21 protein-coding genes, 4 tRNA genes and 1 riboswitch are annotated in these 24,145 nt (G+C 60.6%); of the genes, 6 read left to right on the forward strand and 19 right to left on the reverse strand.

Annotated elements, in window-relative coordinates; genetic code table 11:
* Positions 1-17 precede the first annotated feature (17 nt).
* Entirely contained in the window at positions 18-1,595 is a 1,578-nt protein-coding gene (locus AC0Z8Z_RS10245; protein WP_485619022.1) for a sensor domain-containing diguanylate cyclase, read from the forward strand.
* An 86-nt stretch (positions 1,596-1,681) separates the two neighbouring features.
* Here the strand turns inward: AC0Z8Z_RS10245 and AC0Z8Z_RS10250 are convergent.
* Positions 1,682-1,753 (reverse strand) — tRNA-Arg (locus AC0Z8Z_RS10250).
* A gap of 286 nt (positions 1,754-2,039) precedes the next feature.
* Here AC0Z8Z_RS10250 and AC0Z8Z_RS10255 point away from each other — a divergent pair.
* The 3 genes from AC0Z8Z_RS10255 to AC0Z8Z_RS10265 all read left to right on the forward strand — a co-directional run bounded on the left by AC0Z8Z_RS10255 (position 2,040) and on the right by AC0Z8Z_RS10265 (position 3,314).
* Positions 2,040-2,288, forward strand: a complete 249-nt coding sequence (locus AC0Z8Z_RS10255) for a hypothetical protein (RefSeq protein WP_172611252.1) — start codon at positions 2,040-2,042, stop codon at positions 2,286-2,288.
* 72 nt (positions 2,289-2,360) lie between these two features.
* Positions 2,361-2,558 (forward strand): PA3371 family protein, encoded by a 198-nt coding sequence (locus AC0Z8Z_RS10260; protein WP_122537563.1) that lies wholly within the window; start codon positions 2,361-2,363, stop codon positions 2,556-2,558.
* A 429-nt stretch (positions 2,559-2,987) separates the two neighbouring features.
* A complete protein-coding gene (locus AC0Z8Z_RS10265) occupies positions 2,988-3,314 on the forward strand; it encodes an Arc family DNA-binding protein (RefSeq protein WP_065986187.1) in 327 nt (108 codons plus the stop codon).
* A gap of 125 nt (positions 3,315-3,439) precedes the next feature.
* Here AC0Z8Z_RS10265 and mgtE read toward each other — a convergent pair whose 3' ends face one another.
* Complete coding sequence (gene mgtE, locus AC0Z8Z_RS10270; protein WP_122537562.1) at positions 3,440-4,882, reverse strand: magnesium transporter; 1,443 nt, start codon at positions 4,880-4,882, stop codon at positions 3,440-3,442.
* 321 nt (positions 4,883-5,203) lie between these two features.
* Here mgtE and AC0Z8Z_RS10275 point away from each other — a divergent pair, with 321 nt between their 5' ends.
* Positions 5,204-5,689, forward strand: a complete 486-nt coding sequence (locus tag AC0Z8Z_RS10275) for a DUF4124 domain-containing protein (protein WP_485619023.1) — start codon at positions 5,204-5,206, stop codon at positions 5,687-5,689.
* 41 nt (positions 5,690-5,730) lie between these two features.
* Here AC0Z8Z_RS10275 and AC0Z8Z_RS10280 read toward each other — a convergent pair.
* The 7 genes from AC0Z8Z_RS10280 to ltaE form a co-directional block, all read right to left on the reverse strand.
* Positions 5,731-5,807 (reverse strand) — tRNA-Arg (locus tag AC0Z8Z_RS10280).
* 139 nt (positions 5,808-5,946) lie between these two features.
* Positions 5,947-6,023, reverse strand: a tRNA-Arg gene (locus tag AC0Z8Z_RS10285).
* A gap of 107 nt (positions 6,024-6,130) precedes the next feature.
* Positions 6,131-6,221, reverse strand: a tRNA-Ser gene (locus tag AC0Z8Z_RS10290).
* Between the two features lie 62 nt (positions 6,222-6,283).
* Positions 6,284-6,472 (reverse strand): carbon storage regulator CsrA, encoded by a 189-nt coding sequence (gene csrA, locus AC0Z8Z_RS10295; protein ID WP_122537560.1) that lies wholly within the window; start codon positions 6,470-6,472, stop codon positions 6,284-6,286.
* Between the two features lie 178 nt (positions 6,473-6,650).
* Complete coding sequence (locus AC0Z8Z_RS10300; protein WP_122537559.1) at positions 6,651-7,883, reverse strand: aspartate kinase; 1,233 nt, start codon at positions 7,881-7,883, stop codon at positions 6,651-6,653.
* Between the two features lie 90 nt (positions 7,884-7,973).
* On the reverse strand, positions 7,974-10,595 hold the full coding sequence (gene alaS, locus AC0Z8Z_RS10305) for an alanine--tRNA ligase (RefSeq protein WP_485619024.1): 2,622 nt from the start codon (positions 10,593-10,595) through the stop codon (positions 7,974-7,976).
* Between the two features lie 142 nt (positions 10,596-10,737).
* Positions 10,738-11,742, reverse strand: a complete 1,005-nt coding sequence (gene ltaE / locus AC0Z8Z_RS10310; RefSeq protein WP_485619026.1) for a low-specificity L-threonine aldolase — start codon at positions 11,740-11,742, stop codon at positions 10,738-10,740.
* A gap of 183 nt (positions 11,743-11,925) precedes the next feature.
* Positions 11,926-12,085: riboswitch (FMN riboswitch) on the forward strand.
* A gap of 126 nt (positions 12,086-12,211) precedes the next feature.
* Here ltaE and AC0Z8Z_RS10315 point away from each other — a divergent pair.
* Positions 12,212-12,706: a 6,7-dimethyl-8-ribityllumazine synthase gene (locus AC0Z8Z_RS10315; protein WP_205484435.1), complete on the forward strand. Its 495-nt coding sequence runs from the start codon at positions 12,212-12,214 to the stop codon at positions 12,704-12,706.
* A gap of 291 nt (positions 12,707-12,997) precedes the next feature.
* Here AC0Z8Z_RS10315 and astE read toward each other — a convergent pair whose 3' ends face one another.
* The 10 genes from astE to AC0Z8Z_RS10365 form a co-directional block, all read right to left on the reverse strand.
* On the reverse strand, positions 12,998-14,005 hold the full coding sequence (gene astE, locus AC0Z8Z_RS10320; protein ID WP_485619027.1) for a succinylglutamate desuccinylase: 1,008 nt from the start codon (positions 14,003-14,005) through the stop codon (positions 12,998-13,000).
* A 21-nt stretch (positions 14,006-14,026) separates the two neighbouring features.
* Positions 14,027-14,320: a topoisomerase II gene (locus tag AC0Z8Z_RS10325; protein ID WP_485619028.1), complete on the reverse strand. Its 294-nt coding sequence runs from the start codon at positions 14,318-14,320 to the stop codon at positions 14,027-14,029.
* A gap of 76 nt (positions 14,321-14,396) precedes the next feature.
* Complete coding sequence (gene astB, locus AC0Z8Z_RS10330) at positions 14,397-15,743, reverse strand: N-succinylarginine dihydrolase (RefSeq protein WP_485619029.1); 1,347 nt, start codon at positions 15,741-15,743, stop codon at positions 14,397-14,399.
* A 70-nt stretch (positions 15,744-15,813) separates the two neighbouring features.
* The gene (astD, locus tag AC0Z8Z_RS10335) at positions 15,814-17,283 is read right to left on the reverse strand and encodes a succinylglutamate-semialdehyde dehydrogenase (RefSeq protein ID WP_485619030.1); all 1,470 of its coding nucleotides are present in this window, start codon (positions 17,281-17,283) and stop codon (positions 15,814-15,816) included.
* Entirely contained in the window at positions 17,280-18,305 is a 1,026-nt protein-coding gene (gene astA / locus AC0Z8Z_RS10340; protein WP_122537552.1) for an arginine N-succinyltransferase, read from the reverse strand. Before astA ends, astD begins: the two co-directional genes overlap by 4 nt.
* A 123-nt stretch (positions 18,306-18,428) precedes the next feature.
* Positions 18,429-19,460, reverse strand: a complete 1,032-nt coding sequence (aruF, locus tag AC0Z8Z_RS10345) for an arginine/ornithine succinyltransferase subunit alpha (protein ID WP_122537551.1) — start codon at positions 19,458-19,460, stop codon at positions 18,429-18,431.
* 208 nt (positions 19,461-19,668) lie between these two features.
* Positions 19,669-20,889 (reverse strand): aspartate aminotransferase family protein, encoded by a 1,221-nt coding sequence (locus AC0Z8Z_RS10350; protein ID WP_485619031.1) that lies wholly within the window; start codon positions 20,887-20,889, stop codon positions 19,669-19,671.
* Between the two features lie 224 nt (positions 20,890-21,113).
* Positions 21,114-22,097, reverse strand: a complete 984-nt coding sequence (argR, locus tag AC0Z8Z_RS10355; protein WP_074890336.1) for a transcriptional regulator ArgR — start codon at positions 22,095-22,097, stop codon at positions 21,114-21,116.
* A gap of 149 nt (positions 22,098-22,246) precedes the next feature.
* On the reverse strand, positions 22,247-23,011 hold the full coding sequence (locus AC0Z8Z_RS10360) for an ABC transporter ATP-binding protein (protein ID WP_122537825.1): 765 nt from the start codon (positions 23,009-23,011) through the stop codon (positions 22,247-22,249).
* A gap of 21 nt (positions 23,012-23,032) precedes the next feature.
* On the reverse strand, positions 23,033-24,145 hold the full coding sequence (locus tag AC0Z8Z_RS10365; protein WP_485619032.1) for a succinylglutamate desuccinylase/aspartoacylase family protein: 1,113 nt from the start codon (positions 24,143-24,145) through the stop codon (positions 23,033-23,035).

Consider the following 24,145-nt stretch of genomic DNA (forward strand, 5'->3'; position numbering starts at 1 on the left):
TGCAGGAGACCGCGAGCATGCCAGGAGGCGAACAGCATCCACCGCCGTCAGGCGCCTTCGATTTGCTGGAACTGGGCCCGGGGCGCAACACGGCGGTGTTCCGCCTGACCCTTGCGTTCATGATTCTGGTGCTGCTGACGTTCGTCTCGGTCGAGGGGTGGCGCGCCTGGCGCGACTACAACCACGCGTACGACTTCGCTCGGGACTCGGTTACCAATCTGGCCCGTGCCACGGCGCAGCACGCTGAGGACGCCATCAGGCAGGTCGACATCCTGACGTACGCCCTGGGTGAGCGGGTCGAAGGCGACGGCCTGGCTAATATCAACGTTCCGCGCATTCACGCCCTGATGGTGCAGCAATCGAGGCTCATGCCTCAGCTCCACGGGCTGTTCATCTACGGCCCCGACGGTCGATGGATCGTTACGGACAAAGACATCACCCCGGAGACTGCAAACAACGCAGACCGGGATTACTTTAACTATCACCGGACCCATACCGATCACCGTGTGCGCATCAGCAACGTGGTCAAGAGCCGGTCCACCGGCGAGCTGATTATCCCGGTCTCCCGACGGCTGAATAACCCGGACGGTTCGTTCGCGGGCGTGCTGCTGGGCACCATCAAGCTCAGCTACTTCATGGATTACTACGGCGACTTCAAGATTGATGATCGTGGTGCGCTGGTCCTGGCGATGCGCGACGGCACTATCCTGATCAGGCGCCCTTTCATGGATTCGATGGTGGGGCAAAGCCTGGCCGACAGCGAGATATTCAAACGCTACCTGCCGACCGCCGACGAAGGGGTCGCGGAAGTCAAAGCCATCGTTGACGGCACGTACCGGCTGTACGCTTACCGCGCCCTGTCCAGCTACCCGCTGGTGGTCGAAGCGGGGCTGTCGAGAGAATCCTTCGTAGGGCCGTGGCGTCGCGACCTGTTTAAGTCCGGACTCGTGCTGTTGGTTCTGATTGCCGGGTTTATCGGATTTGCCTTCATCGTACTCACTCAGTTGCGCCGCCGCATGGCCATGGAAAGTGAAATACGCCTCGCCCACCAGGCGGTCAAAGACATGGCACTGACCGACAGCCTGACCGGGCTGGGCAACCGCCGGCGCCTCGACATGGCACTCCACAGCGAAATCGGGCGCGCGAAACGTCAGCGCTACCCACTTGCCTTGATCATGCTCGACATCGATTACTTCAAGCGCTTCAACGACCGCTACGGCCACGGCGCGGGTGACGACTGCCTCCAGCAGGTCGCTCAGGCCATCAGCGGCGTGCTGAAACGCCCTGCGGACCTCGCCGTTCGTTACGGCGGAGAGGAATTCACGATATTGCTCCCGGACACCGACATCCACGGTGCAGGGCGTCTTGCGGAGGACATCCTGCAGGCCATCCGTGGGCTCGCGCTGGAACATGCCGATCATCCTGAGCGAATTGTCACCGCAAGCGCCGGCGTCACGGCCAGGTTTCCTGCGCAGGAAGACACGACCCCCGCCGGCATGATCAAAGCGGCGGATGCCTATCTCTACTACGCGAAAAATAATGGTCGCAACCGCTGGTATGCAGATCAGCACGCTCAAGCGAGCACGCAGGCATGAATGACAGATGGGTTTGAATGGCCGGCGGCCGGGACGCGTTACCGGGAAGGAACGGTGTTCTGGCGGGAATGGAAGTGGATCAGATATGTCCCCTGCAGGAATCGAACCTGCATCTAGCCCTTAGGAGGGGCTCGTTCTATCCGTTGAACTAAGAGGACACTAAAACAGACGGCGTGCATCTTAACGACAAGGCGCCCGCTTGTCATGTCGTCATTATCAACGGGATCTGTAGGCCGCTGACTGTCCGTCACATCGAAGGGCCATCGTGCAGAATGCAACGACGGCAATAGGCCATATTGCAAAACGCAACCCTACAATCCGCTAAATCCGCCCTATGCTATTGATTTATAGGGAATTTATTCCGTTTAGAGATTGGCATGCAGGCTGCAATACTTTTCTTCGCAAATTACCCCTCTGTACGCCATCCCTGCGAAGGTACCCGAGATGAACATGACCCTGCCCCTGCTTAACGCTGCCGCGCTTGTCGCATTGGTCGCCTTCCACTTCCAGGATGATGGCAGCAAGTCAGAGGCGGTCCGGTCAGGGAGCTTCGCCGTACAGGCGCAGCCTCATTACCTCATGCAGCAAGCTCCCAGGTTCGCAGCCATGCCGAGCCAGGGTACAGAAGCTATTCTGGCTAATGACAGTGAAGAGGCGGTACCCGTTAACCGCCCGGACCGTTGGGTATTCTGAAAAAATCGCTGATCGGTAGTTTCAAAGAGTTCGATGAGCTCTCTTCCAGAGAGCACCCATTAGAGAGCAACCATGTCCAAAGCAGCAATTTCATTCCTGATCCTGGCCCTGATGGCCCTTGCCGCAGACCAGCTACTGGTGCCCTCGATGGAAACCATGAGCACCTTGGCGAAAGCCGCGGCAGGCGTTTTTGCTAGCCTGTTCGTTGCAGCACTGTTCGTAGGACGCCGCATCAAGTTCGACCCGATCTTGCGGCAAGCCAAGCCCTGACGCCTCGCCAGCCCCACGCTGGTCTGCTTTCAAGGTTAATCGCCGTCTCCAAGGCGGCTGAGGCGTATGCAAAACGGTCACGCCGCAGCCGACCCTTCGTCTTTTTATTCACTCCCTCCTCGTATTTTGCTTATTCTCCCACTACGCTGGAGACAGATAGCCATCACGGCGCAGGCCCAGTACCATCAGGCCGCTAGCCTTCGCACTTTGCAAACCAGCACGCAATTCGGATAATTGGTGCTGGCTAAAAGCCTTTATCTAGTTCAATATTTGTCACACATTTGACGCCAAGGATTCGACGCATTGATGCAGGATGTCGGTCCTTTATGCGGGCTGGTTGAACATTTCGTCTAAAAGACAGTCAGAGCATGACATCTCGCGGCCTAATGCAAGAACCGCCTCTCTCTTTGAACTAATTCGGTTAAATATATGAGCCCTATGAAACAGGCCAATTATTCCAGTCGCACAGCTGACAAGTTCGTAGTTCGTCTACCGGAAGGCATGCGCGAGCGTATTGCGGACGTCGCCAAACAGCACCACCGCAGCATGAACTCGGAAATCATCGCGCGTATTGAGCAGAGTCTGATTCAAGAAGGCGCGCTGGGTGATGAGCCAAGTCTGCGTCTGGACAGCCCGGAGCTTTCGCTCCACGAACGTGAGCTGTTGCAGCGCTTCCGTCAGTTGGCTCATCGCCAACAGAACGCGCTGGTTTCCCTGATTGCACATGACACTAGCCTGGCAAACGACGACGAATAAGTCGCGCAAGCCAGAGACTTAAAGGCCAGCGCTCTGCTGGCTTTTTTGTGCCTGAAATTCGGTTGAAACCTGGTCTGCGCGCATTAAAAAACCGCCTTGAGGGCGGTTTCGATTGAAGCGATGGGTCAAAGCAAGAATACGGTCGCCAGCCCGAGAAAGATAAAGAACCCGCCACTGTCCGTCATGGCCGTGATCATCACACTGGCGCCCATGGCCGGATCGCGCCCGAGCCGCGCCAGGGTCATCGGGATCAGCACGCCCATCAACGCCGCCAATAGCAGATTCAATGTCATGGCGACGGTCATCACCACCCCAAGGGACCAACTGTTGTAGAGAAGATAAGCAACGATCCCTATCACCCCGCCCCACACCAGACCGTTGATGAGCGCAACAGCCAGCTCTTTGCGCATCAGGCGTGAGGTGTTGCCGGTGTTGACCTGATCGAGAGCCATGGCCCGAACGATCATGGTGATGGTCTGATTGCCCGAGTTGCCCCCAATCCCTGCCACGATCGGCATCAATGCCGCCAGCGCCACCAGCTTTTCGATGGAGCCTTCGAAGAGACCAATCACTCGCGAGGCGAGAAAGGCTGTAATCAGGTTGACGGCCAGCCAGGACCAGCGGTTGCGCAGCGAACGCCAGACCGACGCGAAGATGTCTTCTTCTTCGCGCAGACCCGCCATGTTGAGCACTTCGGTCTCGCTCTCCTCGCGGATGAGGTCGACCATCTCGTCGATGGTCAGACGGCCGATGAGCTTGCCGTTCTTGTCGACCACCGGGGAGGAAATCAAGTCGTAACGCTCGAACGCCTGGGCGGCTTCATATGCATCGCCGTCAGGATGGAAGCTCACCGGGTCGCTGGCCATGACCTCCGACACCTGCTTCTCGGGGTCGTTGACCAGCAGACGCTTGATGGGCAGAACGCCCTTGAGCACGCCATCGGAATCGACAACAAACAGCTTGTCGGTGTGGCCGGGCAGCTCTTTAAGACGGCGCAGATAACGCAGAACGACTTCCAGGCTGACATCCTCACGGATGGTCACCATCTCGAAGTCCATCAGGGCGCCGACCTGCTCCTCGTCGTAGGACAGAGCAGAGCGCACGCGCTCGCGCTGCTGACTGTCCAGCGCCTCCATCAGCTCGTGGACAACGTCGCGCGGCAGCTCTGGAGCAAGGTCGGCGAGCTCGTCGGCGTCCATTTCCTTGGCGGCGGCCAGCAGCTCATGATCGTCCATGTCGGCGATCAGGGTTTCCCGAACGGAGTCGGACACTTCTAGAAGGATGTCGCCGTCACGCTCGGCCTTCACCAGCTGCCAGACCGTCAGACGGTCTTCGAGGGGAAGTGCTTCGAGGATGTAGGCAACGTCGGCAGAGTGCAGATCGTCGAGCTTACGCTGCAGCTCGACGAGGTTCTGCCGGTGAACGAGGTTTTCGACACGATCTTGGTGCTGGCCTTCCTGACGGTGTGTCAGGTCTTCGACGATGCGCTGACGCTGCAGCAAGTCGATGACTTGGGCAAGACGATCCTGAAGGCTTTCCTGCGTCTTTTTTACTTCTATTTGGGTCATAGGCGAACTCCACTCCCAGCAGTGGAACCCGCCAGAAGATCAATCAGTCGATTCTTGATTGGTGAAACTTAGTATTGAGTTGCTACTGGGTAAGTCCATGGAGGTAGTCCACAAGCCCCGGCGGGGCTGACGGGCGCAATCATACACCGCTTGCCGTGACGGGAGGCTAAAAATTCAACCTGAAACAATCGGTTGCATCGCATCCGTGACCGTTGTCCGAGCCCCTGATATCGCGCCGTCACATCCGGCGAACAAAACTCGCTCGCCGTGAGAAATCCTCATCGCTACCCTTTGCGGACACAGGCCAGGGAGGACGTCGCGATGCCGCTGAACACTGAAAAGCTCTTCATCACCCTGCTACTGCTCTTGCCATTCGGCGTAGGTGCCTCCACCGTCAATCGCTGCCAGGATCAAAGCGGCAGCGTGACCTTTACCACGCTGAGCTGCCCCAGCGGCCAAACGACAACGCCACAGGGTATCAAGCCGGCATCAGGCATGACTTTCACGCCCCCTCCTCCAACTTCGAAAGCGGAGGAGACGAAAGATCGCAAAAGCCGAGAGGTGGTGGTCGTGGGTCAGCGCGATGATGGTTGCGGAAATATCCTGAGCGCAGAGCAGCGCCGCAAGGCAATCATCAATCGGCAGACGCCAACGGGGATGAGCAAACGTGATGTGGAAAATTTGCTCGGACGACCGGACAAGATCATCAGCCGGAACGCTGAAGTCCGATATGTGTATGAGGAAAAGAAGGGACGCAGCCGACAGGTGTCATTCGATGAGCACGGCTGTGTAAAAGGCAAACGCTAGAAAGCAAAAAGCCCGCATTTGCGTGCGGGCTTTTCGTTTTATGGTGCACTCGACAGGATTCGAACCTGTGACCGCTCGGTTCGTAGCCGAGTACTCTATCCAGCTGAGCTACGAGTGCAGATGGCGCTTTTTAAACCAGTTCACCTCTGGGCATCGCATTTTACTTCTGGAAGTGAGTGGTGCTTCCGAAGACCTGTTGAAGCCAGGCTCTTTCTAACTTAAGACTGTTATTCGTATCACTACAAACAACGCTTAAATGGTGCACTCGACAGGATTCGAACCTGTGACCGCTCGGTTCGTAGCCGAGTACTCTATCCAGCTGAGCTACGAGTGCATTTGTTGCCGCGCATTATAGGCCGTCAAATCTCTTGGTCAAGCACTTTTTCTAGTAAATTCAACAACTTACCGATCAAGCCAGATTACAACGTACTACGCAAATAATGGCGGAGAACGGGGGATTCGAACCCCCGACACCCTTTTGAGGTGTACTCCCTTAGCAGGGGAGCGCCTTCGGCCACTCGGCCAGCTCTCCGCAACACGGGGCGTATAATAACCACCCTTTTCCCCGTTTGCAAACCAAAAATTCAATAAAAATTAATGGCTTGGTTCTTCGTCCTTCTCTTTCTTTATACGCAGGTAAATCTCTTCGCGGTGAACAGCTACTTCCTTGGGCGCGTTGACCCCAATCCGTACTTGATTGCCTTTTACGCCGAGCACGGTCACGGTGACTTCACCATCACCAATGATCAGACTTTCCGCGCACCGGCGAGTCAGAATCAGCATACCTATCTCCTTACGGCTTACATTCAAGGGACTACAGTCTGCACAGAGAAACGGCATGATCCCTAGCCAGAGGCCGCAGGGTCATGCCTCAGTATCGACCAGCGCCGGAAAAAGAATAGCGACTTGCGTACACCCACTCGCAGAAGGCGCGGCCGAAACCGGGCCTTTTGCCCAAGGCTTACTCGCCCTGACGCGGTGCGTCGAGTTCGAAAGCGGTATGCAGTGCGCGCACGGCCAGCTCCAGGTACTTCTCTTCGATCACCACCGAGACCTTGATTTCGGACGTCGAGATCATCTGAATGTTGATGCTCTCCTTGGCCAGCGCTTCGAACATGCGGCTGGCAACACCGGCATGGGAACGCATGCCGACACCGACGATGGAAACCTTGGCGATCTTGGTGTCGCCAATGACTTCGCGCGCGCCGATTTCACTGGCGGTGTTCTGCAGAACCTGCAGCGCGGCCTGGTAATCATTGCGGTGAACGGTGAAGGTGAAATCGGTGGTGTTATCGTGCGAAACGTTCTGCACGATCATGTCGACTTCGATGTTCGCGCCACTAATGGGACCGAGAATCTTGAACGCAACGCCCGGGGTGTCTGGCACGCCACGGATGGTCAGCTTGGCTTCGTCGCGGTTGAAGGCGATGCCCGAAATGATCGGCTGTTCCATGGATTCCTCTTCATCAATGGTAATGAGGGTGCCTGGACCCTCCTTGAAGCTGTGCAGTACGCGCAGCGGGACGTTGTACTTGCCGGCGAACTCGACCGCGCGGATCTGCAGGACCTTGGAGCCCAGGCTCGCCATCTCCAGCATTTCTTCGAAGGTGATCTTGTCCAGACGCTGGGCCTGCGAAACAACGCGCGGGTCAGTCGTATAGACGCCATCGACGTCGGTGTAGATCTGGCATTCATCGGCTTTCAATGCCGCGGCCAGTGCCACGCCGGTGGTGTCGGATCCGCCACGACCCAGGGTCGTGATATTGCCGTCTTCATCGACGCCCTGGAATCCGGCGACCACCACCACACGACCGGCCTTCAGGTCGGCGCGGATTTTCTGATCGTCGATCTGCAGAATACGCGCCTTGTTATGGGCACTGTCGGTGAGGATGCGGACCTGATTGCCGGTGTACGAAACCGCCGGCACGCCACGCTTGATCAGCGCCATGGCCAGTAGAGCGATGGTGACCTGCTCGCCGGTGGAAACGATGACGTCCAGCTCACGTGGCACCGGTTGATCGCTGATCTGCCGGGCCAGTTCGATCAGGCGATTGGTTTCGCCGCTCATGGCCGAAAGCACCACCACCAGATCATCGCCCGCATCACGGAATTTCTTGACCTTGTCGGCCACCTGTTCGATGCGCTCGACCGAGCCCACCGAGGTGCCGCCAAACTTTTGTACGATTAAAGCCATCTCAAAGCCGCCTCAGCCCATGAAGGGCGCCCGTTATCATTCAAACCGCGAAGCGCCGGAGCCCGAATGACGGGCCCCGGGTGGGTCGACTTAAATACCTTGCTCGGCGAACGGAACAGCCAGTGCCAGCGCTGTTTCGAGTCCGGCAGCATCAACACCGCCGCCTTGCGCCATGTCAGGACGACCGCCGCCTTTACCGCCTATTGCGGCAGCCGCCTGCTTCATCAAATCACCGGCTTTGAGTTGGCCAGTCAGGTCTTTGGTGACGCCTGCCACCAGCACGACCTTGTCTTCATGCACCCCGCCGAGCAGGATCACTGCGCGGCCGAGCTTGTTCTTCAATTGATCAACCAGGGCCAGCAGCGCCTTGCCATCCTGACCGTCGAGACGGGCAGCGAGAACCTTGACGCCTTTGACGTCCACTGCCGAGCCCGACAGATCGTCGCCCGCAGCACTGGCTGCCTTGGCCTGCAGTTGTTCCAGTTGTTTTTCCAGCAGCCGATTGCGTTCCAGCACTGCCGACAGCTTGTCCAGAACGTTGTCGCGATTCCCTTTGACCAGGTTCGCGGCTTCCTTCAGTTGCTCTTCAGCGGCGTTCAGGTATTCCAGCGCCACGGCGCCGGTCACCGCTTCGATACGGCGCACGCCTGCGGCCACACCGCTTTCGCTGATGATCTTGAACAGCGCGATGTCGCCGGTGCGGTTGGCGTGAATGCCGCCGCACAGCTCCACCGAGAAACCGCCGCCCATGCTCAGCACGCGAACGCTGTCGCCGTACTTCTCGCCGAACAGCGCCATGGCGCCCTTCTGCTTGGCGGTCTCGATGTCGGTTTCTTCAGTCTCGACGGCCGTGTTCTTGCGTACTTCGGCGTTGACGATGTCTTCAAGCGCCTTGATCTGCTCGGGCTTGATGGCTTCGAAGTGGCTGAAGTCGAAACGCAGGCGCTGACTATCGACCAGCGAGCCTTTCTGCTGGACGTGATCGCCCAGCACTTGGCGCAATGCAGCGTGCAGCAGGTGCGTGGCGGAGTGGTTCAGCGAAGTGGCTTGGCGAACTTCAGCGGCGACTTCGGTGCTGACGGTAGTGCCGACTTTCAGGCTGCCCGACACTTGAACACCGTGGTGCAGGAACGCGCCGCCGGTCTTGGTGGTGTCGCTCACGTCGAAGCGCACTTCGCCATCGGCGGTCAGGTAGCCACTGTCGCCAATCTGGCCGCCGGACTCTGCGTAGAACGGGGTCTGGTCGAGGATGACCACGCCATCCTCGCCTTCGCTCAATTGCTCGACCGCGATACCGTCTTTGTACAGGGCGACGACCTTGGCCTCGCCTGCGGTGGCTTTGTAACCGGTGAACTGCGTGGCCACGTCGACTTTGACCAGGCTGTTGTAGTCCATGCCGAAGGAGCTGGCGGAACGCGCGCGTTCACGCTGGGCGTCCATCTCACGCTCGAAACCGGCCTCGTCGAGAGTCAGGTCGCGTTCACGGGCGATGTCGCCGGTCAGGTCCATCGGGAAACCGTAGGTGTCGTACAGCTTGAACACCACGTCGCCGGGGACGACGGTGCCTTTCAGTTCGGCGAGATCCTGCTCGAGGATCTTCAAGCCTTGCTCCAGGGTCTTGGCGAACTGCTCTTCCTCAGCCTTGAGCACGCGCTCGATGTGCGCCTGCTGGTTTTTCAGCTCGGGGAAGGCTTCGCCCATTTCGGCGACCAGTGCAGCGACGATCTGGTAGAAGAAGCTGCCCTTGGCGCCCAGCTTGTTACCGTGACGGCAGGCACGACGAATGATGCGGCGCAGCACGTAGCCGCGGCCTTCGTTGGACGGCAGCACGCCGTCGGCAATCAGGAAACCGCACGAACGGATGTGGTCGGCGACGACTTTCAGGGACGCCTGATTGTCGTTGCTGCAACCGATGGCTTTTGCAGCAGCGGCCAGCAGGCTCTGAAACAGGTCGATTTCGTAGTTGGAATTGACGTGTTGCAGCACGGCGCTGACGCGCTCAAGGCCCATGCCGGTGTCGACCGATGGCGCGGGCAGCGGGTGCAGAACGCCATCCGCCGTGCGGTTGAACTGCATGAACACGTTGTTCCAGATTTCGATGTAACGGTCGCCGTCTTCTTCCGGCGAACCCGGCGGGCCACCCCAGATGCCGGCGCCGTGGTCGTAGAAGATCTCGGTGCAAGGGCCGCACGGGCCGGTGTCGCCCATGGTCCAGAAGTTGTCGGAGGCGTATGGCGCGCCCTTGTTGTCACCGATGCGCACCATGCGCTCGGCCGGCACGCCGATTTCCTTGGTCCAGATGTCGTAGGCTTCGTCGTCCGACGCGTAGACCGTGACCCAGAGTTTTTCCTTGGGCAGGTTCAGCACGCCGGTGAGGAAGGTCCATGCGTAAGTGATCGCGTCGCGCTTGAAATAGTCACCGAAGCTGAAGTTGCCCAGCATCTCGAAGAAGGTGTGGTGACGCGCGGTGTAGCCGACGTTTTCCAGGTCGTTGTGCTTGCCACCGGCACGCACGCACTTCTGGCTGCTGACGGCGCGGGTGTAGGCCCGCTTTTCCTGGCCGAGGAAGCAATCCTTGAACTGGTTCATGCCTGCGTTGGTGAACAGCAGGGTCGGGTCGTTGCCCGGGATCAGGGAGCTGGAGGCGACTCGGGTGTGGCCTTGCTCTTCGAAGAAGCGAAGGAAGGCTTCACGGATTTCTGCGCTTTTCATAGGTTCTTCCACGGAAACTGCGGCCTGGCACATGCATAGCGTCATTCGACGCAGCGACGGCAAAGGGCCGCATTATATAGGCGTTGTACGCTCGGTACAGCGTGTTATTCGATAGAAACCGGCAATCGGGCTGATCACCCGATCAGCGAGCGCCAAATTCGGCAAAGGCCGCAACGACCTTGTCCAGGTGCGCAGCCGTCACATCAAGATGGGTGACCATGCGCAACCGCGGCGCAGCGCTCAGCACGATACCGCGCTCGGCACACAGAGCTTTGAGCGCCTGGGCGCGATCGCCGATCTGCACGTACACCATGTTGGTCTGCACCGGCTCGACGTCAAAGCCGAGGTCTGCAAGCGCTTTGCCCAGAGCGGTGGCATTGGCGTGATCGTCAGCCAGACGCTCGACCTGATGCTCCAGCGCGTACAGCCCCGCTGCCGCCAGGAGACCGGCCTGACGCATGCCGCCGCCGACCATCTTGCGCAGGCGCCGGGCCTTGGCGATGAACTCGCTCGAGCCGCACAGCACCGAGCCGACCGGCGCGCCGAGCCCTTTGGACAGGCACACCGACACCGAATCGAAATGGCGGGTGATCTCATGCGCGTCCACCGCTAGCTTGACAGAGGCGTTGTACAGGCGAGCGCCGTCCAGGTGCAGACTGAGGCCTTTTTCGCGGGTGAATGCCCGGGCCGCCGCGAGGTATTCCATCGGCAGGACCTTGCCCTGCATGGTGTTTTCCAGGGCCAGCAACCGGGTGCGGGCGAAATGAAAATCGTCGGCCTTGATGGCGGCGGCCACTTGATCCAGATCCAGCGATCCGTCCGCCTGGTTGTCGAGGGGCTGAGGCTGGATCGAGCCGAGCACCGCCGCGCCGCCGCCTTCATATTTGTAGGTGTGTGCCTGCTGGCCGACGATGTATTCGTCGCCGCGTTCACAGTGGGCCATGAGGCCGAGCAGGTTGCTCATGGTGCCGGTCGGCACGAACAACGCGGCGGCAAAACCGAGACGCTCGGCCAGCCACGATTCCAGCCGATTGACCGTCGGGTCTTCGCCATACACGTCATCGCCAAGGGGCGCGCTGGCCATGGCGTCGCGCATGCCGACGGAGGGTTGGGTCACGGTGTCACTGCGCAGATCGATAACCGCCACGATGAAGCTCCCACTGATTAGGGTCGAGCCTCAGTTCTGAGGCCCGGGGCATCGATAATCAAGGCTTGGGGCAGGAATGCCAAGACGCCTTATAAGAAAAGCTGATGAAAACCATCAAAAAGGCTCCAAGCGAATCCGGGAAATGTATGTTACAAACTGCACGCCGACGCAAAACGCCGTTGGCAACGTTCTCAGGGCGGGGTGCGATTCCCCACCGGCGGTAATGGCGCGCAATGCGTCTAGCCCGCGAGCGCTTGCGGCGAGCTGAGGCTTGATGCAAGGTCAGCAGACCCGGTGTGATCCCGGGGCCGACGGTCATAGTCCGGATGAAGAGAGAACGGGACTGGCACAACAGGATCGTTTCGAGACAGCTCCAGGCGCTTGGCGTCAAGGACGGTTTCGCACGTACCCTGGCATCCCATTCGATCCAAAACGCCCTGTTTGTTTCATTAAACAGGAGTCAGAACACATGCAACCTACCGCCATTCACGCTCACGAGCGTATCGCTTTCATTCAAGCCTGCTGGCACAAGGAAATCGTCGATCAAGCGCGTAAAGGGTTTGTCGCCGAGATGGCGCAACACGGTTACGCCGAGACCGACATCGATTTCTTTGAAGTCGGCGGCGCGTTCGAAATCCCGCTTCACGCCAAATTGCTCGCCAAGTCGGGTCGCTACGGCGGCGTCGTGGCGGCCGGTCTGGTGGTCGACGGTGGTATCTATCGCCACGAGTTCGTGGCGCAGTCGGTGATCAGCGCGCTGATGCAGGTTCAGCTGGAAACCGAAGTGCCGGTTTTCTCGGTTGTGCTGACCCCGCACCACTTCCACGCGGGTGAAGAGCACCAGAAGTACTTCTTCGATCACTTCGTACACAAAGGCCAGGAAGCCGCCAAAACGTGCGCTGACACGCTGACAAAACTGCGCGCAGTGCGTCGCGTCGGTGAGGTGCAGAAAGCGGCGGGTTGATCACGAGGCGCCCACTGAAACCGGCACTTCAACGGCAAGATATATAGGGCCGTTGAAAACACCGCAATGTGGCGTAGTGAACACGGTCATGTGGGAGTGAGCTTGCTCACGAAGACGGCATTTCAGCCGCTACAAATTTAGCGGATGTACCGGCCCCTTCGCGAGCAAGCTCGGCTCCCACAAGTCCGCATTAGCGGGAAAATCACCGATGCCCCGCCTGACTCAACCAGAGCCGTCACAACCAAGTGCGCTCCTGCAATCATTGAGCGACTGCGATTTGAACAGGTCGCTTCAGGCCAGCGTATCTTCCGTCGCTGGCACGATCAGAATCCCCGCCCGCAGCCCGTTCTTGACGTTCGGGTTGGGGAAGATGATCCGGGCGCCCTCTTCTTCTATCACCCAGCGTGAATCGGCCAGGTCTTCGGCCAGCACGTAGCCTTTTTCCAGTTCCGTGAAGTTCTCGATGTCCGCCGGCAGGTGCAGGCGGAAGGCGTCACTGTGCTTGATGATTTCCCGGGCCACGCTGAACAGCTGCAAGCCGTCCAGATCGCCAGACTGATCGGCGTTGGTGCCGGCGATCAGGTGTTCGAGGCAGGACTTCAGCTTGTCCAGATTGACTTGCTGGTTCTGCCCGAACGGGCGCGCCTTGCCCAGTTCCAGGGTGAAGGCTTCGGCGTCGAGCTTGTCGTAGGTGTAGGCGCTGAACACGATCGACGACTTGTTCTGCAGCAGCACCGCTTCCATGCCCGCCGTGCGCAAACGGGCGAGTTCGCGGCGGGAGTGAGCGCGACCTTCTTTCCACGGGTACAGCGCGAACTGCTCGATCTTCGAGCCGCGAATCGCCGTGTGCAGGTCGTAGTGCAGGCGGTAGCGGCCCGGAATGTTGAAAAAGCTGGCGGCCAGACGCTCGAGCTCGCAGGCGCGCAAGGCTTCACTGCCGCCGCTGTGCTCGTGACGGCCGTTGAACAGCCGGTTGACGTCCTGCTCGACGTAACGCTCGCCGCGACGCATCGCTTCGGGGTTGCCAAACAGGAACAGAATACGCGCGCGAGGCTTGAGTTCGCCCCGGGCGATGGCGTGAATCAGCGTGTCGAGCAGTTCGATCGGCGCGGTTTCATTGCCGTGGATGCCGGCGGACAGCAGCAGGTCGGTGCCATTGTCGCGTGCTTCGGGAGGCCGGACTTCCAGCGCCCCCTCAGCGAGCCAGCGCATGCGAACGCCGTCGACGGTCAGCTGAGTCTTTTCCGCGGGTTCGCGACCCGCGAGGGTCAGTTCAAGCAGTTTGCCGAGGGCGAGCATGGGGAAGCTTCCTGCGCAGGCTTAGTCGTGGGTGCAGTCTGGGCCGTGCATGTGGCCTTCTTCGTCGTCGCCGCTCATGTCAGCCGGCTCCATTTCCAGCTGTAGGCTGACCAGGTTGGTCGCCAAAGGACGCAGCAGCAGGTTGGCGTATTCGGCATCGCCCTCTTCGACGTCAACGCCGATCAGCAACTGGCCACGGCCGTCCTGTTGAATCCAGACCTCTTTGCCCTGCCAGATAACGGCAAGACGGGTGCAGGACGTTTCCAGCTGAGTGCCGTCGGTGTCTTCAAGGATCAAACGCAGCGCGTCGGTCATGGCAAAACTCTCTCTGTAAAAGCAAAAACATCGCCGCCTGACGCCGCTCGGGCGCAGGCGTAACGGATGGGGTGCATCAGTTGATCTGGAAAGGATAGACCGCGCCCAGTTTCAGGTGCTGCGTCAGCTCGTCCAGCGCCGTGCGGCATTCGGTCAGCAACTGCGGATCGGCCAGATCACTGTCGCTCATGCGGTCGCGATAGTGCTTGTCGACCCACTGCGTCAGCGTGTCATACAGCGGCGCGGTCATGATAACGCCTGGATTGACCGCCGCCAGTTCGGTTTCATTCAAGGCCACGCGAAGACGCAGGCACGCCGGGCCGCCGCCGTTCTGCATGCTCTGCTTGAGGTCGAACACCTTGACCTCGCGAATAGGGCTGTCGTCCGCCAGCAGGCGCTGCAGGTAATGCCACACGCGCTCGTTGCTGCGGCACTCTTCCGGCACGATCAGCAGCATCGAACCGTCGGCACGGGACAGCAACTGGCTGTTGAACAGGTACGAACGCACCGCGTCTTCCACCGCCACTTCACTGCGCGGCACGCAAATGGCCTGGAAGCGACCGCCGCGTTGACCGAGTTTGGCGTGCAACTCGGCGAGCATGGGCTCGGTATTGAGGAAGGCATCTTCGTGGAAGAACAGGACTTCACCGTTGCCCACCGAGATCACGTCGTTGTGGAACACGCCCTGATCGATCACCGCCGGGTTCTGCTGGGCGAAGACCACGCCCTCGGCGCTCAGGCCGTGCAGACGCGCAACGGCCTGAGACGCTTCGAGGGTCTGGCGTGCCGGGTATTTCTGCGGTGCGGGGAAACGGCTGTCGAACGCGGCGCGGCCGTAAACGAAGAACTCGACGCCGGGCTCGCCGTAGCTGCGGCAGAAGCGCGTGTGGTTGGCCGCGCCTTCGTCACCGAACTGGGCCACGGCAGGCAACGCCGCATGGTGGGCGAAATGCTGCTGATCGGCGAACATCGCGCCAAGCACGCGGCTGGTGGTCGGGTGCTCGATGCTGCGGTGGTATTTGCAGTTGAGGTTGGCGGCGGTGAAATGCACGCGGCCGTCGGCGGTGTCGGCGCTCGGGCTGACCGTGGCGGCGTTGGCCACCCACATGCTCGACGCCGAGCAACTGGCCGCCAGCAGCGGCATCGACTCTTTGGCGGCGCGCTCAATGACCTGTGCGTCGCTGCCACTGAAGCCCAGCGTGCGCAGACCGGCCACGTCGGGACGTTCCTGCGGGGCCAGCACGCCCTGGGTGAACCCCATCTCCATCAGCGCTTTCATTTTGGCCAGCCCCTGCAAAGCGGCCTCGCGCGGATTGGAGGATTGCTGGCAGTTGTTCTGGGACGCGACGTTGCCGTAGGACAGCCCACCGTAGTTGTGGGTCGGGCCCACTAGACCGTCAAAGTTGACTTCACAGGATTTCATCGGTGAGGCTCCGTGGATCTGTTTTTATGTGCACATTCTTCGATGTGCGCTGCGCTATCAAGGAGCGCGCTCAGTTCAGGGTGATGCCGGGCGTCAGGCTGGCAGGCAGCGCCAGGGTTTCCGTCTCCAGCGACGCGACCGGGTACGCGCAATAATCCGCCGCGTAATAAGCGCTGGCGCGATGGTTACCCGAGGCGCCGACACCCCCGAACGGTGCGGTACTGGCCGCGCCGGTCAGTTGCTTGTTCCAGTTCACGATGCCTGCACGGCTCTGCAGCCAGAACTGCTGATAGCGCGCTTCGGAATCCGACAACAAACCCGCCGCCAAGCCGTACTGTGTGGCGTTGGCCTCTTCGATGGCTGCGTCGAAATCAGCGTAGCGAATCACCTGCAACAACGGGCCGAACAGTTCCTCATCCTCACGATCCGCCACGTCACTGACGTCGATGATGCCCGGCGTCAGCAGCGCCGATTGCGCGGCAGGCTGGGTCATTTCGAGCAGGGCCACTGCGCCATTGGCCAGCATGACTTCCTGGGCATCGATCAGCGCTTGCGCAGCGGCAAGGGAAATCACCGAGCCCATGAACGGCGCAGGCTGTTGATCGAAGGCGCCGACCTGAATGGTCGACGTCACCTCGACCAGCCGCGCCAGGAATGCATCGCCCCAGGCACCTTCGGGCACCAGCAGACGGCGGGCACAGGTGCAGCGCTGACCAGCAGAAATGAAGGCCGACTGAATCACGGTGTAGACCGCGGCATCGACGTCGGCGACCTGATCGACCACCAGCGGGTTATTGCCGCCCATTTCCAGGGCAAGAATCTTGTCCGGGCGACCGGCGAACTGTTGATGCAGGGAATTGCCGGTGCGGCTGGAACCGGTGAAGAACAAGCCGTCGATGCCCGTATGGGCCGCCAGGGCGATGCCGGTGTCCCGCGCGCCCTGCAGCAGATTGAGCACGCCCGCCGGCAGACCGGCCTCGATCCAGCATTGCACGGTCAGTTCGGCGACTTTTGGGGTCAGTTCGCTGGGTTTGAATACCACAGTGTTGCCCGCCAGCAGCGCCGGGACGATGTGGCCGTTAGGCAAGTGACCCGGGAAATTGTAAGGACCGAACACCGCCACCACACCATGGGGTTTGTGTCGCAGCACGGCGGTGGCGTCGCCCAGCGGGCCGCTCTTCTCGCCGGTCCGCTCGCGGTAGCTCTGAATCGAAATCGCCACTTTGTTGGCCATGCTGGTGACCTCAGTCGCCGACTCCCACAGTGGTTTGCCAGTTTCCTCACCGATGCAACGGGCGATTTCATCGGCGCGGTTCTTCAGCGCAGCGGCGAAGGCTTCAAGCACAGCAATGCGCTCGTCCAGGCTGCGCGTCGCCCAGGCCGGAAACGCCTGACGGGCCGATTTGACCGCCGCATCAACCTGTTCCGCCGTTGCGCTTTTGCCCGACCAGATCACTTGCTGGGTCACAGGGTTCAGGGAATCGAATACGTCGCCCTGGCCGTCCTGCCAGGCACCGCCGATATACAAAGTGTTCATCAAATACTCTCCCGGGCAGGCGACAGTGGCACGGCGCGAACCTGATCACCGGCGCTGAGACGCAGGCGCTTGGCGGTCTGTGGATCGACCACCAGGGTGCCGGCGGCGAAACGCGCAGGGGCAGCGGTCACGCGGCAGTCTTCGCGCTTGCGGTTGTGGATAAGGAAGGGCGTCGCGTCGTCACCCGGCGTGCCGACGGCCAGCACCAGCGCCTGGCTGTCGCGGACCGCGCGGATCTTGCTGGTTTCGCATTCGATGGCCGGGCCGGCGTCGAAGATGTCGACGTATCCCTGATAGCTGAAGCCTTCAGCCTTGAGCATGGCCAGCGCCGGTTCGGTGCTGACGTGCACGCGGCCGATGACGTCGCGCGCGGCTTCTGAGAGGAAGCAGCTGTACAGCGGAAACTTCGGCATCAGTTCGGCGATAAAGGCGCGGTTGCCAACCCCGGTGAGGTAGTCGGCCTGGCTGAATTCCATTTTGAAGAAGTGCCGGCCCAGGCTTTCCCAGAACGGCGAATGGCCCTGCTCGTCGGAGATGCCGCGCATTTCAGCGATGGTCTTGGTGCCGAACAGCTCTGGAAACTCGGCGATGAACAGCATCCGCGCCTTGGACAGCAAGCGGCCATTGAGGCCATTGCGGTAGTCGGCGTGAAGGAACAGCGAGCACAGCTCGGAGTTTCCGGTGAGGTCGTTGGCCAGAAACAGCGTCGGGATCTCCCGGTAGATATTCAGCTCTTGGGAAGCGCTGACCGTCAGGCCCACCCGGTAGTTGTACCAGGGCTCGCGCAAACCCACGGCGCCGGCCACCGCAGAAATGCCCACGACTTTCTCGTCGTCATCCTCGAGCACGAACAGGTAATCAGCATCGCCCCGCCCGGCCTCGCCACGGAAGGTTTTCTCGGCCCAGCCGACCCGGTGCGCCAGACGCTCTTCATTGGCCGGCAAGGTGGTCAGGCCTGCACCGGTGCTGCGCGCCAGCTCGATCAGCGCCGGAAGGTCACTGCTGCGTACGGGACGAACGATCATGCTTTCTCCTCATGCCGGAGGTTCTGCAACCCCCGGCGAACTCGCTAACCTGCATTACGGCGTCGGCCTGCCATTGCATCGCCGGTCGCCGTCAACTCATCTCAACCCAACTTGACCCGGTTGTCAGACCGCGACGATGCGCACACTGGCGCCTTCGCCGACGCCCAGCGCTTCGGCCGCAGTCAGACTCAAAGCGACCGGCTTGCCGGGCACCCAGTCCAGCTCCAGCATGACCGCGCGGTAATCCTGCAACTGGCCATTGGAAACCAGATAAGGCCGCCCGCCCTTGACCGCATCACCGGTACTGACCGTGTCGACCTTGACCGGCACGACGCGGCTCTGGGCGATGGAACGAATGCCCGAGACCCGCGCGTGCAGGGTCGGTCCGCCGTCGAAGATGTCGATGTAATGATCGGTCTCGAAGCCTTCGCGCATCAGGATGTCGAAGGTGATCTGCGCGCGCGGATGGACCTGGCCCATGGCTTCCTGCGCTTCATCGGGCAGCAGCGGCACGTAGATCGGGTAATGGGGCATCAGCTCGGCGAGGAAGGTCCGGCTTTTCAGCCCGCACAGGCGCTCGGCTTCGGCGTAGTTGATGTCGAAGAAGTTGCGCCCGATGGCGTCCCAGAACGGCGAGTCGCCGTGGTCGTCGCTGTAACCGACGATCTCAGTGACTACTGAGTCGGCAAAGCGCTCCGGGTGGCCGGCGACGAACAGCAGACGGCCGCGGGAGTTGAGCTCCGACCACAGCGTGCCGACCAGTTCGGGCAGCACGTAGAAGCTGGTCAGCAGGCTGTTGCCGGTAAGGTCGTGGCACTGCGAGAGCACGTGAATCTTGTTGTGGATCTTCAGTTCACGGGAGGCGTGGACGAAGGTTTCGTTGCGAAAGCTGTAGAACGGCTCGGAATACCCCGCCGAGGCGACGATCCCTGAACAGCCCACCAGACGGCCCGCTTCTGTGTCTTCGAGGACAAAGAAGTACGTCTCTTCGCCGTTGAAACTGACTTCCGCCGCGAACGAGGCTTCGGACGCAGCAATCTTGTCACTCAGACGTCCAGCGTCATCCGGCAGGGACGTGACACCAATCGGGCTGTCTGCCGCGAGTCGTTGAACCTCGCTCAGATCCGCCATTTGCGCGGGGCGCATCACCAGCATGGTGTCACTCCTTGAGAAAAAAATCGGGCCGGTTTATCGGCGATAAAAAAGTTCTGTCTGGCCGCCATTCGTAGGAGTGAGCTTGCTCGCGAAGGCGGCGGTCCAGCGAAAAATCTGCACCTGACCCAACGCTATCGCGAGCAAGCTCACTCCTACAGGGAATGCGTACGACATCAGCCGAAGGGTGTGTCCCCGTCGCCCGAAAGACTTACGCCCCGGTCAGCTTGGCGACTGCCCGTTCGAAGCGGTTCAGGCCTTCTTCGATATCGGCGTCTTCCACCACCAGACTCGGCGCGAAACGCACCACGTCGGGACCGGCTTGGAGCACCATTACGCCTTCCTGTTCGGCGGCGTTGAAGAAGTCTTTGGCTTTGCCTTTCCAGGCGTCGGTCAATACGCAACCGATCAACAGGCCCATGCCGCGCACCTGGCTGAACACGCCGTATTGCTGACCGATCTTCTCCAGACGGGCCTTGAACAATTCATGCTTGGCCTTCACGCCGGCCAGCACTTCCGGGGTATTGACCACATCGATGACCGCTTCGCCCACTGCGCACGCCAGCGGGTTGCCGCCGTAGGTGGTGCCGTGAACGCCAACGGCTAGGTGCTTGGCGAGTTTTTCAGTGGTGAGCATGGCCGCCATCGGGAAGCCGCCGCCGATGCTTTTCGCGCTGGAGAGGATGTCCGGCGTCACTCCGTAATGCATGTACGCGAACAGATGACCGCTGCGCCCCATGCCGCTCTGAACTTCGTCGAAGACCAGCAGCGCGTTGTGGTCGTCGCACAATTTGCGCGCGCCTTGCAGGTATTCGAGTTCGGCAGGCAGTACGCCGCCCTCGCCCTGGATCGGCTCCAGTACCACCGCGCAGGTCTTGTCCGAGACAGCGGCTTTCAGCGCGTCAAGGTCATTGAACGGGACGTGGGTGATGCCAGTGATTTTCGGCCCGAAGCCGTCGGAGTATTTCGGCTGACCGCCGACGCTCACGGTGAACAGGGTGCGACCGTGGAAGCTGTTCAGGGCAGCGACGATTTCGTACTTGTCCGGGCCGTACAGATCGTGGGCCACGCGGCGGGCCAGTTTGAAAGCGGCTTCGTTGGCTTCCGCGCCGGAGTTACAGAAGAACACGCGGTCGGCAAAGGTGGCGTCAACCAGCTTCTTGGCAAAACGCAGCGCCGGTTCGTTGGTGAAGACATTGGAGACATGCCACAGCTTGTTGGCCTGTTCGGTCAGCGCGCCCACCAGCGCAGGGTGCGCGTGGCCCAGCACGTTGACCGCGATGCCGCCGGAGAAATCAACCAGTTCGCGACCCGACTGATCCCAGACGCGAGAACCCTGACCGCGCACGGGAATAAACGCTGCCGGGGCATAGTTGGGGACCATCACCTGGTCGAAATCGGCACGTTGCACCGGTACTTGCTCAACGGACATCGGAGTCTCCTGAAGAGGAACGCCTGCCTGGGACAGGCGAGCGATGGAAGGATTGTAAGGACTGATTCGGGCCGGGCCTTGCCGCCAAGCGACAACTTCTTACAGCGCCAAACCGGCTTTTTACGGGGTTTGCGGCAATGCGACAAATTGCGTCACAAAGGCGCAGTTTAACCGGTGGCGTGCGCGTATTGCAGTGCAGGATCTAAACAGCCCACGGCTAATGCTCAACCACGCTCGGCGGGCACCGACGACAATTCGAATGGGCTGCTGCTGCGACGCTGGTTGCGGTCTTCACGGGGGGTGGCGCCGAAGAAGTTGCGGTAGGCGCTGGAGAAATGCGGCCCCGAGGAGAACCCGCAGGACAAGCCGATCTGAATGATCGACTTGCTGGTCTGCATCAGCATCTGGCGCGCCTTGTTCAGGCGCAGTTCGAGGTAATACTGGCTCGGCACGCGATTGAGGTACTGCTTGAAGATGCGCTCCAGCTGACGTCGCGACACGCACACGTGCTGGGCGATTTCGTCGGTGGTCAGTGGCTCTTCGATGTTGGCTTCCATCAATAGCACCGCCTGGGTCAGCTTGGGGTGGCTGGAACCCAGACGGTTCTGCAACGGAATCCGCTGACGCTCGCCGCCTTCACGGATGCGCTCCACCACCAGTTCTTCCGACACCGCGCCGGCCAGCTCGGCGCCATGATCACGGGCCAGCACCGCGAGCAACAGATCCAATACGGACATCCCGCCGCAGGCGGTCAGGCGATCGCGATCCCAATCGAACAGATGACTGGTGGCGATGACCTTGGGGAAGCGCTCGGCGAAGTCGTCCTGCCAGCGCCAGTGCACCGCGGCACGGTAACCGTCGAGCAAACCCAGCTGCGCCAGCGGATACACACCCGCCGACAACCCACCGATCACGCAACCGGCGCGGACCAGTTGCTTGAGCGCGCCACCGAGGGCCGAAGACATCGGCGCCGGTGGCTCGTCAGCCAGCAGAAACAGCTTCTGAAACCCTTCCAGACGACCGACCCACGGCTCGCCCGGCAACTGCCAACCGGCGCCGTCAACGGGGGGCTCGGCCTGCAGAAACGACAGTTCGTAAACCACTTCGGGGTGAACGCGCTGAGCAACACGCAGGGCTTCCTCCGCCAGCGCCAGGGTCAAGGCTTTGGTGCCGGGCCAGATGAGAAATCCGATTCGATGGGCAGTCATGGCGTGCAATCCGAAACGTGTCGCTAAAAGGGGTCGCACGCCTGGCATGCGATGGGATTCTGTAACCTTCAGTCAATGGCTGCGGTCTGAATGACGCGCAGCATGAACCGTTCTGAAGCAAAACGCACCGCTCTCACATGGCGGGCTCGTTACTTCAAACTGCCGGACAGGAACTGCTGCAAACGCTCGGATTTCGGATTGACCAGCACTTCACGGGGGTTGCCGCTTTCTTCGACCAGGCCCTTGTGCAGGAAAATCAACTGGTTCGACACTTCACGGGCGAAGCCCATTTCATGGGTCACTACCACCATGGTCCGGCCTTCCTGGGCCAGTGCCTGCATGACCTTCAGTACGTCGCCGACCAGCTCGGGGTCCAGCGCGGAAGTCGGTTCGTCAAACAGCATGACTTCCGGCTCCACTGCCAGCGCCCGGGCAATCGCCACGCGCTGCTGTTCGCCGCCGGACATGTGCCCCGGGTAAGCGTCCTTGCGGTGATAAACGCCAACCTTGTTCAGATAATGTTCGGCCTTTTCCAGGGCCTCTTTCTTCGGCACGCCCAGGACATGCACCGGCGCTTCGATGATGTTTTCCAGTGCGGTCATGTGCGACCACAGGTTGAAGTGCTGAAACACCATCGACAGGCGCGAACGCATGCGCTGCAGCTGTTTCGGATCAGCCGCCTTCAGACCACCGTTCTTGTTGGAGACGAGTTTCAGCTCTTCATTGTTGAGCAGGATGCGCCCTGATTTCGGCTGCTCCAGCAGGTTGATACAGCGCAGAAACGTACTCTTCCCCGAGCCGCTGGAACCGATGATGCTGATGACATCACCGGCCTTGGCGGTCAGCGAGACGCCTTTCAGCACTTCGTGACTGCCATAGCACTTGTGCAGGTCCTGGACTTCCAGTTTGTTCATGATGTCGGTTCTCACAAGTAATCAGTCACTGAGCAGGCGGCCGCTGCGCAACGGTGTGCGGCCGGCCACTTTGGCCATCCAGAAACCCGGCTGGGCGTAACGCAGTTTTTCGATGGCGAACAGCACCCCGGCGGTACCGGCACAGACGGTGGTGGCGCGATCGGTCAACGGGTCGATGACTTCGAACAGCGGCTCGCCTGATTCGACCCAGGCCCCCGCCGGACGCAAGAAAGTCAGCACGCCGGGATGGGGCGCGTAAATCATTTCGGTGCCTTCGAAGGGCATGCCTTCGCAGGCTTCATGGCCAGCTTGCGGCCACTCGCCACTGATCAGGCCCTGCTCGGCGAGAAACGCCAGAATGCCCTCGGCGTAGGCCTCGGCTTCAGCCTTGCCGGTGTTGGTCTGGCCGCCCAGCTCCAGAGTGGTCGCCAGGCAGGCCAGCGGGATCTGCGCGTCCGGGAACTGCTTGGACAAACGCAGCCACGGCAACGAACAGGCTTCGTCGAACGAACTGCCGCCGGAATCTTCAGCCAGCAGCGCAACCGTGACCCCCAGATGCGCCGACAACGACCGCCATTGCGGCCAGTGCTGGGGCAAGGCGTACATGTGCAGCGAAGCGTCGGTGTCGCAATGCAGGTCCAGCACCACGTCGGCGTTGCAGGCGTGACCCAGCAAGACGCGCTGCATGCCCGCCAGTTCGCTGCCCGCCGGCGCTAACTGCTCAAGCACGTCGGCCATGGCCTGACGAATCAGTTTGACGTTGGCGTGAGGGTCGTCACCGAGCTTGCCTGCCAGCGCCTGAGCCACCGGCTCGCTCAATTCGGTGAAATCGCGATTGAAATTCTTGCCGCTGCCGTACTCGAAACGGCCCTGATGGTTGCCCTGCAGCAACTGGCCCAGACCGATTGGGTTGGCGACCGGCACCAGCTCGATGACGCCCTTGAGCAGGCCCTGTTCTTCCAGCTGGGTCAGGCGTTTCTTCAATTCCCAGGCGGTGCGCATGCCCGGCAGCTCATCGGCGTGCAGGCTGGCCTGAATGTAGGCCTTGCGCTCGCCCTGACCGAAACGGAACACACTCAGGGTGCGCTGGGTGCCGAGGTTGCCCCACGGCAAATCGTGATCGATGCGCTGCAT

The organism is Pseudomonas sp. 1L-C-7-B-C1 (assembly GCF_057291635.1).

What these genes read in the sequence shown, in the direction of transcription:
- alaS (WP_485619024.1), bottom strand. Translation starts at nt 10,595, where the DNA reads ATGAAAAGCGCAGAAATCCGTGAAGCCTTCCTTCGCTTCTTCGAAGAG.
- AC0Z8Z_RS10300 (WP_122537559.1), bottom strand. Translation starts at nt 7,883, where the DNA reads ATGGCTTTAATCGTACAAAAGTTTGGCGGCACCTCGGTGGGCTCGGTC.
- AC0Z8Z_RS10255 (WP_172611252.1), top strand. Translation starts at nt 2,040, where the DNA reads ATGAACATGACCCTGCCCCTGCTTAACGCTGCCGCGCTTGTCGCATTG.
- AC0Z8Z_RS10245 (WP_485619022.1), top strand. Translation starts at nt 18, where the DNA reads ATGCCAGGAGGCGAACAGCATCCACCGCCGTCAGGCGCCTTCGATTTG.
- csrA (WP_122537560.1), bottom strand. Translation starts at nt 6,472, where the DNA reads ATGCTGATTCTGACTCGCCGGTGCGCGGAAAGTCTGATCATTGGTGAT.
- AC0Z8Z_RS10360 (WP_122537825.1), bottom strand. Translation starts at nt 23,011, where the DNA reads ATGAACAAACTGGAAGTCCAGGACCTGCACAAGTGCTATGGCAGTCAC.
- astA (WP_122537552.1), bottom strand. Translation starts at nt 18,305, where the DNA reads ATGATCGTTCGTCCCGTACGCAGCAGTGACCTTCCGGCGCTGATCGAG.
- AC0Z8Z_RS10275 (WP_485619023.1), top strand. Translation starts at nt 5,204, where the DNA reads ATGCCGCTGAACACTGAAAAGCTCTTCATCACCCTGCTACTGCTCTTG.
- argR (WP_074890336.1), bottom strand. Translation starts at nt 22,097, where the DNA reads ATGACTGCCCATCGAATCGGATTTCTCATCTGGCCCGGCACCAAAGCC.
- aruF (WP_122537551.1), bottom strand. Translation starts at nt 19,460, where the DNA reads ATGCTGGTGATGCGCCCCGCGCAAATGGCGGATCTGAGCGAGGTTCAA.
- AC0Z8Z_RS10315 (WP_205484435.1), top strand. Translation starts at nt 12,212, where the DNA reads ATGCAACCTACCGCCATTCACGCTCACGAGCGTATCGCTTTCATTCAA.
- astE (WP_485619027.1), bottom strand. Translation starts at nt 14,005, where the DNA reads ATGCTCGCCCTCGGCAAACTGCTTGAACTGACCCTCGCGGGTCGCGAA.
- AC0Z8Z_RS10365 (WP_485619032.1), bottom strand. Translation starts at nt 24,145, where the DNA reads ATGCAGCGCATCGATCACGATTTGCCGTGGGGCAACCTCGGCACCCAG.
- AC0Z8Z_RS10265 (WP_065986187.1), top strand. Translation starts at nt 2,988, where the DNA reads ATGAGCCCTATGAAACAGGCCAATTATTCCAGTCGCACAGCTGACAAG.
- AC0Z8Z_RS10350 (WP_485619031.1), bottom strand. Translation starts at nt 20,889, where the DNA reads ATGTCCGTTGAGCAAGTACCGGTGCAACGTGCCGATTTCGACCAGGTG.
- mgtE (WP_122537562.1), bottom strand. Translation starts at nt 4,882, where the DNA reads ATGACCCAAATAGAAGTAAAAAAGACGCAGGAAAGCCTTCAGGATCGT.
- AC0Z8Z_RS10325 (WP_485619028.1), bottom strand. Translation starts at nt 14,320, where the DNA reads ATGACCGACGCGCTGCGTTTGATCCTTGAAGACACCGACGGCACTCAG.
- AC0Z8Z_RS10260 (WP_122537563.1), top strand. Translation starts at nt 2,361, where the DNA reads ATGTCCAAAGCAGCAATTTCATTCCTGATCCTGGCCCTGATGGCCCTT.
- astB (WP_485619029.1), bottom strand. Translation starts at nt 15,743, where the DNA reads ATGAAATCCTGTGAAGTCAACTTTGACGGTCTAGTGGGCCCGACCCAC.